The following is a 13,869-nucleotide window of genomic DNA, read 5'->3' as shown; positions in this document are numbered from 1 at the left end:
TTTGAAAACTTATAAAGAACTGAGGAAGTTGTGAATCTGTGCCAGGTTCACAACATTCATAGCCTAAAGATGATTTTTTTAAAATTCAAATTCGAATAAAAACGAAGGGAGCCATATATGCTGGCAGAAAATGTAGAAGGAATCGCTAATGCAACCGAGACCGTCGAAATGTTAAACCAGGCACAGGAAAACCTGCAGGAAGTTGCAAAAAATCCGGGAATTGTCGGCACCTGGCTGCAGGGACTGATACCGGATCTTTTGAACTTTGCGTTTCAGGTCGTAGTTGCGATTATCATTTATATTGTTGGAAGCAAGATTATCGGTCTGATCATAAAAATGTTCCGTAAGTCCATGGAACGCAGGGATGTTGATACAGGTGTCAGACAGTTTGTATTACCGTTGATCAAATATGCACTGTATCTGGTATTGATCTTTATTATTATGGGACTGTTTGGGATCGCAACTACATCTGCTGTGGCGGTACTTGGATCAGCTGGTGTGGCAGTTGGTCTGGCACTGCAGGGCAGCCTTTCAAATTTTGCGGGTGGTGTGCTGATCTTACTGTTAAAACCTTTCCGTGTCGGAGATTACATTATAGAACATTCCGGCGGGAAAGAGGGTACGGTAACAGAGATCTCCATTTTCTATACAAAACTGCTCACCATTGATAACAAAGTGGTCATGGTACCAAATGGTACACTCTCTAACAGCAGCATCACAAATGTTTCCACCATGGAAAAACGCCGTGTGGATCTGGTAGTAGGTATTGCATATGAAGCGGATATCAGAACTGCAAAAGAAGTGTTGTATTCTGTTGCAGAAGCGGAGGAGGCAAGACTGCCGGAAGAAGAGATTCTTGTATTTGTGGATGAACTTGGAGATTCGTCAGTAAATATGGGTGTGCGTATCTGGGTAAAAACAGAGGACTACTGGTCTGCAAGGTGGCGCCTGACAGAGAATATCAAGTATGCGCTTGACAGTCACAATATTTCCATTCCATATCCGCAGATGGATGTGCAGATAAAACAGTAACTGCAAAATGTGCATATTTCACAATAATTATAAAATAAGATTGACAAAATAAGTAATATATGCTAAATTCGACTCATGGTGTTGTTATAAATTTCATCGTTTGGACAGCACAGTACACACGGAATATTCCGATGTGGAAGAAACAAAAGTTTTGCATGTATTAGGAGGTCTTGAAAGAGTTATGCAGCAGGGAACTGTAAAGTGGTTTAATGCCAAAAAGGGTTACGGATTTATTTCGGACGAGCAGGGGAATGATGTATTCGTACATTTTTCCGCACTGAACATGGATGGATTTAAGGAGTTAAAAGACGGCGAGCGTGTAGAGTTCGAGGTTACTGAGGGAGAAAAGGGACCTCAGGCTGCCAATGTAAGCCGTATCGCATAATAGCGGATTATTCCATAAGTACCAAAAAAGGGAGTGTAAATATTACATTCCCTTTTTAAGTTGTGTAAAATATGATATAATAAGACTGCCGAGCGAAGCGAGTGTAGATCACGATCATGTGCTGCTTTTGCGCATGATATAATGAGCGCAAGTGAGTCAACATGCTTGCTTGATTGACGAACGGCGAATTGGATTATGTGCTGTTTTTGCACATAATATACTAGACATAAGATCATATTTTGGAGGATGATGATGAAACTGACTGATTTGGAAGCATACGAGATTTTAGAACAGTGCCCTTTGCGTGATTTGAAATCCGAAGGGTTTATTTTACGTCATAAAAAAAGCGGTGCAAGAGTTGCGGTAATTTCAAATGATGATGATAACAAGGTATTTTATATCGGGTTCCGTACGCCGGCAGAGGATTCTACAGGTGTACCACATATCATAGAACACACAGTATTGTGTGGGTCTGATAAATACCCGGTCAAAGATCCTTTTGTGGAGCTGGTCAAGGGATCTTTGAATACATTTTTAAATGCGATCACGTATCCTGAGAAAACGATCTATCCTGTGGCAAGCTGCAATGACATAGATTTTCAGAACCTGATGAGTGTTTACATGGATGCCGTATTTCATCCAAATATCTATAAACATCAGGAGATTTTCAAACAGGAAGGCTGGCATTATGAGCTTGAGAGCGAAGATGCACCGGTCACCATCAATGGTGTTGTATATAATGAGATGAAGGGAGCTTTTTCGTCTGCAGATGATGTGCTGCAGCGGGAAATTTTAAATTCCCTGTTCCCGGATACCACATACAGCAATGAGTCCGGTGGAGATCCGGAACACATCCCGGATCTGACATATGAGGATTACCTTGATTTTCACAGAAGATATTATCATCCGTGCAATTCATATATTTATCTGTATGGAAATATGGATGTGGCAGAAAAACTTCGCTGGATGGATGAGGAATATTTAAGCCATTATGAAGAGATTGAACTTGATTCTGCCGTAAAGGCACAGAAAACATTCGAAAAACCGGTGGAGATCACAAAGAAATACCCGATTTCTTCTGCAGAACCAGAGGAAGATAACACGTATCTTTCCTATAATCTGGTCGTAGGAGATATTTTAGATAAGAAACTTTATCTGGCATTTGATGTTCTGGATTATGCATTGCTTGGTGCACCGGGGGCACCGTTAAAACAGGCACTGATCGATGCGGGGATCGGAAAAGATATCGTTGGTGGTTATGACAGCAGTACCATGCAGCCGGTATTTTCCATTATTGCCAAAAATGCAAACAGCACAGATAAAGAAAAATTCCTTGAGACGATACAGAACGTTTTAAAACATCAGGTAAAAGACGGAGTGGATAGGAAAGCGCTGCTTGCAGGAATCAGTGCATCGGAGTTCCGTTATCGCGAGGCTGATTTTGGGCAGTTCCCGAAGGGACTTTTATACGGTATCCAGTGTTTAGACAGCTGGCTTTATGATGACAGGCAGCCGTTTATGCATGTGGAAGCATTAGATACCTACCGTTTTCTACGGGAGCAGGTTGAAACAGGATATTTTGAGGCACTGATCGACAAGTATCTGATTCATAATCCACATGCATCGGTCGTTGTGATCGAACCGGAACGAGGATTAAATGCAAAACGCGATGAGGCACTGGCAGAGAAACTTGCTGCATATAAGGAAAGCCTGAATAAAGATGAGATAAAACAGCTCATCGAAGATACAAAGCATTTAAAACAGTATCAGGAAGAATCATCACCAAAAGAAGATTTAGAAAAGATCCCGATGTTAAAACGCGAAGACATGAAGCGCGAAGCAGCACCACTTTATAATAAGATAAAGAAATGTGGTGACACGACGATCGTGCATCATGAGATGTTTTCAAATGGCATCGATTATCTGCGCATCCTTTTTGATATCCGTGATATGGAGATAAAGGATCTTCCATATGTTGGAATACTGAAATACATTCTTGGATATATGGACACAGAGCGGTATGGATTTTCAGAGCTGGCAAATGAGATCAACATTCATACCGGAGGGATATCCGCAAGTACCGGTGTATATCCGCATGTGAAAAAGCAGGATGACATGCAGTTTATGTTTGAACTGCGTGTGAAAACACTGGCATCAGAACTGCCTCAGGCAATGGATCTTTTACGCGAGATCTTAATGACAACAAAGATTTCCGATGAAAAGCGTCTGCGTGAGATCATAGCCCAGCTGCGTTCCAGGATCGAGGCGGCATTTGACGGTTCCGGTCACTCGGTGGCATCCATGCGTGCATTGTCTTATTTTTCAAGAGCGGCATATTATCAGGAAGCAACAGCAGGTATTTCGTTCTATGAGCTGGTTTCCGATTTAGATGAACATTTCGATGAGAAAAAGGACGAACTGATCGCAAGGCTTATGCGGCTGGTACAGATGATATTTGTGCCGGAACGTATGTTAGTCAGTGTTGTCTGTGAAGAGGCTGATTATCAGGCGGTGGAAGAACAGATTGCCTTTCTGTTAAAGAATCTGTATGTGTCAAAAGAGACTGTAAAAGAGCGGATGCTGCCAAAGGTTCATCTGGAAAAGAAAAATGAGGGATTTATGGATGCATCGCAGGTACAGTATGTGGCAAGAGCCGGCAACTATGCGCGTCACGGATTTTCATATCACGGGGCACTGCGTATTTTGAAAGTCATTATGGGATATGATTATCTCTGGATCAACGTCCGTGTCAAAGGCGGTGCCTATGGATGCATGAACAGCTATATGCGAAATGGAGATACTTATTTTGTATCTTACCGTGATCCGAACTTAAAGAAAACAGATGAGATCTATGATGGCATTCCACAGTATCTGGCTGATTTTAAGGCGGACGAGCGTGAGATGACAAAATACATTATCGGTACGATCAGCGATATGGATACGCCGATGAATCCGAGTGCGAAGGGAGCGCGTTCCATGACCGCATATTTACAGGGACTGGATTTTGCGGATATCCAGAAAGAGCGTGATCAGGTGATCGGTGCAACAGAAGATGATATCCGTGCCTTAAAGGATCTGATCGCATCCGTATTGGATGAGAAAAATATCTGTGTCATCGGAAATGAAGAAAACTTAAAGAGTCAGAGTGATATGTTTATGCAGTTGAAAAATTTATATGAATGATTTTGGAATGGAGTACAAATGAAAGAAAATTTTAAATCAGGATTTGTCACAATTATCGGCAGACCAAATGTTGGAAAATCAACGTTGATGAACCATCTGATCGGACAGAAGATCGCAATCACATCAAATAAACCGCAGACAACCAGAAACCGTATCCAGACAGTCTATACGGATATGGAGCGTGGGCAGATCGTATTTTTGGATACACCGGGAATCCACAAGGCAAAAAATAAGCTGGGCGAATATATGGTAAACACCGCGGAGCACACATTAAATGAAGTAGATGTGATCCTCTGGTTAGTGGAACCTTCAAACTTTATCGGAGCAGGCGAGCAGCATATCATCGAGCAGTTAAAGAAGACAAAAACACCGGTGATCCTTGTTATTAATAAGGTAGATACGGTGAGCCGGGATAAGATATTGGAATTTATCGATACTTACCGCAAGGTATACGATTTTGCCGAGATCGTTCCGGCATCCGCACTGCGTGCACAGAATCTTGATACCGTATTGGATATGATCTTTAAATATCTGCCGTATGGACCGCAGTTTTATGATGAAGATACGATCACAGACCAGCCGGAGCGTGCGATCGTTGCGGAGATCATCCGTGAAAAAGCACTTCATGCATTAGATGATGAGATACCGCATGGAATCGCAGTCTGCATTGACCGCATGAAACAGCGGAAAGGACAAAATATCATGGACATTGAGGCAACGATTGTCTGTGAGAGAGATTCCCATAAGGGTATTGTGATCGGAAAAGGCGGAGCCATGTTAAAAAAGATCGGTTCAAACGCGCGCTATGAGATTGAACGTCTGTTAGAGGAGCAGGTCAATTTAAAACTCTGGGTAAAGGTCAAAAAAGATTGGCGTGACAGCGATTCCATGATGAAGAACTTTGGCTATAATAAGGACGAGATCTGACTTACCATTTTTTTGCTGGTATAAGGGAAGCTGTCTGAGGAAATCCTAACATTATCAAGTGATGGATGATGGGAGGATGAGATTATGGATGAAGCCTGGAGCAATTTTATGACAACAGGAAGAGTAACCGATTATTTAAAATACAAAGAGTCGCATAAAGGCAGCTTTGATACCACAGGGAGAGGATGGGAAAACAGACCGGATGGGACAGAATATCGTAGTGACCGGGATGGTCTTAAAGGTAATGCCGATTGGCGATTATGACAGAAGAATCACACTGCTGACGAAGGAAAGGGGCAAGATCACCGCATTTGCAAAAGGTGCAAGAAGACCAAACAGTGCACTTGTTGCTGCGGCAACCCCCTTTTCCTTTGGTGAATTTGAAATGTTTGAGGGGCGAAGCTCCTATACGGTGGTGAGGGCTTCCATTCAGAACTATTTCAGGGAAGTTCAGGAAGAACTTGAAGCTACATATTATGGATGTTATTTTCTGGAATTTGCCGATTATTACTGTCAGGAAAACAATGATGAACGCGAGATGTTAAAGCTGCTTTATCAGTCACTTCGGGCATTGACAAGCAGTGCATATGATAAGAGACTGGTCCGTTTTATTTTTGAGTTAAAGGCAATGTCGGTAAACGGTGAAGCACCGAATGTATTTGCCTGTCTGAAATGTGGAAAAAAAGAAGAACTGAACTGGTTTGTAACAAAACGGGGTGGCTGTGTCTGTGATCCCTGTGAAAAAAAAGAGGCGTCCACGGAGGAAAGCGGCAGGTTTTTCCTGAATGAATCAACTCTTTATACGATGCAGTATATCATTTCAGCAAGGGTGGAAAAATTATATACTTTTTCTGTCAGTGACAGTGTGTTAAGGCAGCTGCTTGCAATTATGAAAAGTTATCGTGCAGTTTATCTGGATCACACATTTCAGTCTCTTAAAATGTTAGAGGGACTATTTACTGGTTGAAATCGGGAATCGGAAATAGTATAATGTAAAACATTGGATATGTAAGACGAATGGAGACTTGTAAAAATGAGAAAAGCATGTATGGCAGGTATTGGCGTACTGATTGGCATTTCGATGCTGGCTGGATGTGGAAAATCTCTGAATGCAGATACGGATACGGTATATGTACAGAAAAACGGAACCGTACTCACAGTAGATGTTGAGACACTGGATAAAGATTATTATGATGAGACAGAACTAAAGGATTATGTGACAGATGCTGTTTCTGCTTATACGGAAGAACATGGAAAGAATACGGTAAAACTGGAAGGACTTTCTGTGAAAGATAGTACGGCAACACTTAAGATGAAATATAAAACACCGGAAGATTATACAGGATTTAATGGCATTGAACTCTATGAGGGCAAGGTTGTTAAGGCACTGGCAGCAGGATATGATTTCAACACAGATTTTGTCAGTGTAGAAGATGGAAAGGTGACCGGAACAGCGACGAAGGAAGAAATTTATTCCGGGGATGATTTAAAAGCAGTCATCATCAAGGCAAACAGAGATGTCAAAGTAGATGGAACGATCTGTTATGTTTCCACAGAAAATGTAAAGCTGACCGGGGCAGACAGTGTTTCCATACGGGATGGTTACAGTTTAAACAGTGATAATGTTTCAGATGAAAATGCTTCTGGCGGAACAGAGAATGTTGGCGGTTCAACAGAGATATCTGACACGGATGTCAATGATGACACAGCCTATGTAAAAGATGATGGGGCATTTGAAACAGATGTCTACACATACATTATTTATAAGTAAACATACAAAAGAGGCAGTCCACTGCCATTTTATAGAAAGGTGAGGAATTATTTATGGAAAAATCAATGGACAAAATCGTAGCACTGGCAAAATCAAGAGGTTTCGTATATCCGGGATCTGAGATTTACGGTGGTCTTGCAAATACATGGGATTATGGTAATCTCGGCGTTGAGTTAAAGAACAACGTAAAAAGAGCATGGTGGCAGAAATTTATTCAGGAGAATCCATACAATGTAGGTGTGGACTGTGCCATTTTAATGAACCCGCAGACCTGGGTTGCATCCGGACATCTTGGCGGATTTTCAGATCCTCTGATGGATTGTAAAGAATGTCATGAGCGTTTCCGTGCAGACAAGATCATCGAGGATTTTGCAGAGGAGAAAAAAATCGAGTTAAAGAGCTCCGTAGACGGATGGACACAGGAAGAGATGCGTGATTTCATCGAGGAAAATCAGGTTCCATGTCCAACCTGCGGCAAACACAACTTCACAGATATCCGTCAGTTTAACCTGATGTTTAAGACATTCCAGGGTGTTACTGAGGATGCAAAGAATACCGTATACTTAAGACCTGAGACAGCACAGGGTATTTTCGTAAACTTTAAGAATGTACAGAGAACATCCCGTAAAAAGATTCCGTTTGGTATCGGACAGGTCGGAAAATCTTTCCGTAATGAGATCACACCGGGTAACTTTACATTCCGTACCAGAGAGTTTGAGCAGATGGAGCTTGAGTTCTTCTGTGAGCCGGGTACTGATTTAGAGTGGTTCCAGTACTGGAGAGGTTTCTGCCGTGACTGGCTGATCTCCCTTGGAATCAAAGAGGATGAGATGCGTCTGCGTGACCATGATCCGGCTGAGCTTGCATTCTACAGCAAGGGAACAACGGATATCGAGTTCTTATTCCCATTCGGATGGGGCGAACTCTGGGGTATTGCTGACAGAACCGATTATGACCTTGGACGTCATCAGGAGACTTCCGGTCAGGATCTTACTTACTTTGATGATGAGAAGAATGAGAGATATCTTCCATATGTTATTGAGCCTTCACTTGGAGCAGACCGTGTTGTTTTAGCATTTTTATGTGCTGCTTATGACGAGGAAAATATCGGAACAGAGGAAAAACCGGATATGAGAACGGTTCTTCATTTCCATCCGGCTTTAGCACCTGTTAAGATCGGTGTACTTCCATTATCCAAGAAGTTAAATGAAGGTGCTGAGAAAGTATTCGCGCAGCTTTCACACAAATATAACTGTGAATTTGATGACAGAGGAAATATCGGAAAGCGTTACAGAAGACTGGATGAGATCGGTACTCCGTTCTGTGTAACCTACGATTTCGAGTCTGAAAATGACGGTGCCGTAACGGTTCGTGACCGTGATACCATGGAGCAGGAGCGTATTAAGATCGAGGATCTGGATGCTTATTTCGCAGAGAAGTTCAACTGGTAAAAGAAAAGATATGATCAGGAGAAAGACCAGAGACAATGTGCTTTGGTCTTTTTCTATGGGAGAAATTAAAAAATGAGATTCCTACGGAATAAAGATGGTAATGTCAGTAAAAAAGTCTGGTTTGCTCTGGCATATACCATATGTTTTACAATCATTGCGGGGGCGGTATTCTCCGTATTTATCATAAATAAAAAAAGTTTTATATGGGTTCCGGATGGCCTGCAACAGCATTTTAATGCGCTGCTTTATTATCGTTCGTGGCTTTTATCGATCATAGATACGCTTATTACAGAACACAGGCTTTCGGTTCCGCTGTGGGACATGCATATCGGACTTGGCTCAGATGTGCTGACGACGCTTCATTATTATGTGATCGGTGATCCACTCAATCTTTTATCGGTGTTTGTGCCGGATGAAAAGTATATGGAACTTTTTTACAATGCGATGGTTCTGGTAAGGATTTATTTTGCCGGACTGGCATTTTCTGCATATTGCAGGTATCACGGACAGAAACCTTATTCTACGCTGCTTGGGGCAATGGTATATGATTTCTGCTTCTGGGTTATCATTGCGGTGCGTCATCCGTATTTTTTAAATCCGATGATTTATCTGCCGTTGATCCTGATTGGTGTGGATAAAATTTATAAAAAACAAAAGCCCTGGTTGTATATGGGTATGCTTGCGGTGGCAACAGTCAGCAGCTTTTATTTTACATACATGATCTGTGTCTTTGTTGTCATTTATGCACTGCTTCGTTACCTGATGCTGTTTGGAAAACCGGTTTTTAAGACGGTATGGTACTGGGTATGGCGTTTTGCGGCATACTCGTTTGTAACGCTGTCATCTGTTTCTATTATTCTGCTTCCGGTTGTTGCCATGACATTATCTACAGGAAGGGCAGGAGCACAGCATACGTTTTCATTGCTTTATCCGTTATCTTATTATCGGAAATTATTTTATGGATTCCTGATCGGAGGTTCCACTTACTGGAGTGAACTGGGATATACGGGAATCGTTCTTTTGGCAGTGTTGCTGCTTCTTCTTGGGCGAAGAAAAAACAGGGGACTGCGTGCCGGATTTGTACTTATGACGCTGTTACTGTTGTTCCCATTTGCGGGAAAAATGTTGAATGGTGGAAGTTATGTGGTAAACCGTTACATGTGGGCATACTCCATGCTTGTGTCTTTTATCGCGGTAAAAATGTATCCTCAGATGATGGAGATGCATTTTAAGAAAAAAATTGCACTGTTCTGGGCGGGAATCACCTATATCTGCCTGTGCTTGGAGGTGCTTGGAAAGCATCAGAAACAGTATGTATTAGTGGCATTATTATTATTTTCCATGCTGTTAGTCCTCATTGTCGGAACCGGGAAAAAGACGAAAGAAAAATTTGTTTTTAAAGCGGCATTGTTAGTGGTTGTGATGCTTGAACTGATCTATCAGGGCTGGGCAGAATATGCGCCACAGGCGGGTGGTTATGTGGAAGAATTTGCCACGCAGGGAGAGGCACTTTCCATGCTGACCACAGATGCGGCTGGAAGCCTTGTGAAAAATCATGCGAAAGATACGACATACCGCTATGAGTCCCTGCAGTCCGAGGAGTGGAAAAACACGGCGATGCAGCTTGGAATCAATGGTACTTCCTATTATTTCAGTCTTGCAAACCCGGATATTAACCAGTTTCAGCGGGAAATGTATATCAACCAGACAAGAGATTTCTGTTATTCCGGTTTTGATGCCCGTACAATGTTAGAAGTGCTGTCCGGGGTACGTTATTATGTAGTGCCATCCGGAAACAAAGGTCTACGTCCATATGGTTACAACGTCTGTATCAACCGTGGAACACTTGGCGCGGGGGGACAGTATGAAGTGAAATGCGATGCCTATGAGAATGATTCCGTACTGCCGGTTGGATTCGCAGGCAGTACAGTAATTCCACGGAGTATCTATGAAAAGCTGGATGTAACAAAAAAACAGCAGGCACTTTTACAGGGAATCATTGTGGAGGATGATAAGGTTCCGGCTGCATTAGCTCAGAAGGAAACCGGAATGGAATTTACAGATAAAGAGATTTCTTATGAGATTACGGATATGCATAACGTGGAACTGACAGACCACGGATTTACAGCGACAGAAAAGAAAGCGTCGGTCACACTTTCCTTTGAGGGGATGCCGGAGAGCGAAACATACTTTATATTAAAGGGACTTGGGTTTTCGGAGGAAGGAAAAACCTTAACACAGTCGAAGAGCCGTCTGCACATTGATGTGACCTGTGGAAAGATTACAAAGATGATTACATTCCTTACCAGAAAGAATAATTTTTACAGTGGTGTGGATGATTATCTGATCAATACCGGCTATCGTGATGAAAAAGCAGATGAAATTACACTGACATTTCATGAAAAGGGGACTTACCGGTTTGATGAGATGCAGATCGTATGTCAGCCGATGCAGCAGGTTGATAGTCTGGCAAAAAAACTGAAACAGAATGTTTTAAAAGGGGTCGTCATGGATACCAACCGGATATCCGGTACTCTTGAGACAGATCAGGAAGAATTGCTTTGTCTGACGATCCCATACAGCAGTGGATGGCAGGCGTATATTGATGGCAAGGAAGCAGATGTTTTAAAGGCAGATACGATGTATATGGCAGTTGATGTGCCGGAGGGAATACATCAGATCGAATTTTATTACTGTACACCGTATTTAAAAACGGGTGCTGTTTTGAGCGGTCTTGGAATCCTGTCGGTGATCGGGATTGCTGTTTTCAGATATAGAACGGGTGATAAGAGAAAAAAAGAACAGGGCAGGACGAAAGAAAGGATCTAAGATGTCTACGATATATCTATCGGAAAAAAATGAATACAGGGCACTTGATTTTCTGAAATTTGCAGCAGCATTTCTAGTTGTTGCCATTCACATTCCACCATTTGAAGAGGCTGCTCCGGTATTTTCACACGAATTTCAGCAGGTAATCTGCCGGATGGCAGTGCCGTTCTTTTTTGTATGTACCGGATATTTTATGGGAGAAAAAATAGCGGACAAAGGCAGGGTAAAAAAATATCTTTTCCATATTATAAAGATGTATGTATGGTGGAGTCTGTTATATCTGATCCCGATCATTGACCGGTTCTGGGAGAAAAAAAGAAGTGCTGCCGGAAATTTGTCAGAACTGGCGAGAAGATTTTTTCTGATCGGTTCTTATATACAGCTATGGTATCTTCTTGCAACGGTTGTGGCGGTACTGTTATTGTATCTTCTTGCAACGCACTTTCAATGGAGTGTAAAAAGCATTGTAGTGGCTGCCGTACTATTATATCTGGCTGGAGTCTGCCATAACACTTATCATCATGCTTTTGATGATCTTTCGCCGGCTGCAAATGAGATCAGATGGTATCTTTCTGTATTTGCTACCGCAAGAAATGGCCTGTTTTTTGGATTCCCGTTTGTGACGACGGGATATTTGTTCCGGGTAAAGGCAGACCGGATCAGAAAAAATGATTATGGATGGCATACGATAGTTTTTCTGGCACTCATGATGTTAGAAGAGTGGATCGTCACTCAGAAAATTGGCGAATCATCCCATGATATGTATCTAATGACACCTCTTGTCACGGCAAATCTTTTTCTGGCAGCCGCTTTTTGTCCGGTAAGCGATAAGCGGGGGGCAATGGCAAAGATTATGCGTGAACTCTCGACTGAGATTTTTCTTTTGCACATGCTGGTATATTTCTGGTACAAAAAGATCATGGAGAGTATGGGACTGGATGCAGGAAATCATCTGGTGCGTTATCTGGTGGTTGTTAGTGGCAGTGTTCTGATCGGATTGATCCTCATATATATAGGAAGAAAAAGGAATAAAACCGTAAAATTATAAAAAAAATATAAAACCGCAGAAATTATAAAAATTAGTGTTGACAAAAGAATATGATGGTGCTATTTTAAGTACATAGATGTTAGCACTCCACAATAACGAGTGCTAACAGATATAAAAAGTAACTGGGAACTAAGGCAGATGCCAGATTCTTACAGAGAGTTACAGAGTATGGAGATGGAGAAGAGAATGGACGAGGAATTCGAGTTAGACGAACGAAAAACGAAAATTCTTGATGCAATCATCCGCAACTATTTAGAGACAGGCGAACCGGTTGGATCACGAACGATATCCAAGTATACCGATTTGAATTTAAGCTCTGCAACGATCCGTAATGAGATGGCAGATCTGGAAGAACTTGGATACATTTTACAGCCGCATACTTCAGCCGGCAGGATTCCTTCTGACAAAGGATACCGCTTTTATGTGGATCATCTGATGGAAGAGAAAAAACGTGAGGTCGATGAGATGAAGAGTTTCGTCATCGAACACACGGAGAAGATGGATCAGGTGTTGCAGCAAGTGGCAAAGATACTGGCGAACAATACCAATTATGCAACGATGGTAACAGCACCGACGTTCCATAAGAATAAAGTAAAGTTCATCCAGTTATCCAATATGAATGAAGAACAGATCTTAGCAACGATCGTTACCGAAGGTAATCTGGTCAAGAATAAAATTATTCCGGTCAGTGAACCAATCGATAATGAGACGATGTTAAAACTGAATTTCCTGTTAAATGCGAATTTAAATGGTCTTGCATTGCAGGAGATCAATCTTGGAACCATTGCAAAGCTGAAAGAGCAGGCAGGCATTCACAGTGATATCATCAGTGATGTGCTTGATACCGTGGCAGAGACGATGGGACAGGATGAGGACATCCGCATTTATACAAGCGGAACAACCAACTTCTTTAAATATCCGGAGTTAAGTGATTCGGAGAAAGCGAGTGAGCTGATCTCCACATTTGAGGAGAAACAGCAGTTAGCGAGCCTTGTAACTGAAAACCTGTTAGATGATGATAATACAGGGATTCAGGTTTATATAGGAAATGAAAGCCCGATACAGACCATGAAGGACTGCAGTGTTGTGACAGCAACTTATGAATTGGGCGAAGGCGTTCGTGGAACGATAGGAATTGTCGGACCGAAGCGAATGGATTATGAGAAAGTAATGGATAACCTGAAAACCTTGAAAAATTCCTTAGATGGAATTTTAAACAAGGATAAGGAACAGACATAGAAAG

11 protein-coding genes are annotated in these 13,869 nt (G+C 42.0%); all 11 read left to right on the top strand.

All coding sequences use genetic code 11. The features are described 5' to 3' along the window. Window positions 1-117 precede the first annotated feature (117 nt). The 11 genes from DW650_RS04430 (at window position 118) to hrcA (ending at window position 13,865) form a co-directional block, all read left to right on the top strand. A complete protein-coding gene (locus DW650_RS04430; RefSeq protein ID WP_118209170.1) occupies window positions 118-1,032 on the top strand; it encodes a mechanosensitive ion channel family protein in 915 nt (304 codons plus the stop codon). Between the two features lie 181 nt (window positions 1,033-1,213). After that, complete coding sequence (locus tag DW650_RS04425; RefSeq protein ID WP_006856998.1) at window positions 1,214-1,417, top strand: cold-shock protein; 204 nt, start codon at window positions 1,214-1,216, stop codon at window positions 1,415-1,417. Window positions 1,418-1,669: 252 nt separating this feature from the next. Next, window positions 1,670-4,600: an insulinase family protein gene (locus DW650_RS04420; protein WP_118209169.1), complete on the top strand. Its 2,931-nt coding sequence runs from the start codon at window positions 1,670-1,672 to the stop codon at window positions 4,598-4,600. Between the two features lie 18 nt (window positions 4,601-4,618). Further along, complete coding sequence (era, locus tag DW650_RS04415) at window positions 4,619-5,527, top strand: GTPase Era (protein WP_006856999.1); 909 nt, start codon at window positions 4,619-4,621, stop codon at window positions 5,525-5,527. 84 nt (window positions 5,528-5,611) lie between these two features. Next, window positions 5,612-5,791 (top strand): hypothetical protein, encoded by a 180-nt coding sequence (locus DW650_RS19490; protein ID WP_147345377.1) that lies wholly within the window; start codon window positions 5,612-5,614, stop codon window positions 5,789-5,791. Next, the gene (recO, locus tag DW650_RS04410; RefSeq protein WP_118209168.1) at window positions 5,730-6,494 is read left to right on the top strand and encodes a DNA repair protein RecO; all 765 of its coding nucleotides are present in this window, start codon (window positions 5,730-5,732) and stop codon (window positions 6,492-6,494) included. Before DW650_RS19490 ends, recO begins: the two co-directional genes overlap by 62 nt. Window positions 6,495-6,560: 66 nt before the next feature. Next, window positions 6,561-7,298: a hypothetical protein gene (locus tag DW650_RS04405; protein WP_118209167.1), complete on the top strand. Its 738-nt coding sequence runs from the start codon at window positions 6,561-6,563 to the stop codon at window positions 7,296-7,298. A gap of 53 nt (window positions 7,299-7,351) precedes the next feature. Next, window positions 7,352-8,749 carry a glycine--tRNA ligase gene (locus DW650_RS04400; RefSeq protein ID WP_118209166.1) on the top strand — a complete coding sequence of 466 codons (1,398 nt, stop codon included), beginning with the start codon at window positions 7,352-7,354 and terminating at the stop codon, window positions 8,747-8,749. Window positions 8,750-8,821: 72 nt separating this feature from the next. Continuing rightward, complete coding sequence (locus tag DW650_RS04395; RefSeq protein ID WP_118209165.1) at window positions 8,822-11,578, top strand: YfhO family protein; 2,757 nt, start codon at window positions 8,822-8,824, stop codon at window positions 11,576-11,578. Between the two features lies 1 nt (window position 11,579). Next, the gene (locus DW650_RS04390) at window positions 11,580-12,626 is read left to right on the top strand and encodes an acyltransferase family protein (RefSeq protein WP_243102853.1); all 1,047 of its coding nucleotides are present in this window, start codon (window positions 11,580-11,582) and stop codon (window positions 12,624-12,626) included. 138 nt (window positions 12,627-12,764) lie between these two features. Beyond that, the gene (gene hrcA, locus DW650_RS04385; protein WP_117919663.1) at window positions 12,765-13,865 is read left to right on the top strand and encodes a heat-inducible transcriptional repressor HrcA; all 1,101 of its coding nucleotides are present in this window, start codon (window positions 12,765-12,767) and stop codon (window positions 13,863-13,865) included. Window positions 13,866-13,869 lie beyond the last annotated feature (4 nt).

Origin of the sequence: Roseburia sp. AM23-20 (assembly GCF_003470905.1) — a bacterium.
GTDB classification, from domain to species: domain Bacteria; phylum Bacillota; class Clostridia; order Lachnospirales; family Lachnospiraceae; genus Roseburia; species Roseburia rectibacter.
The sequence above is the reverse complement of the archived record's forward strand: the minus strand, read 5'-3'. Positions and strand labels throughout refer to the sequence as shown.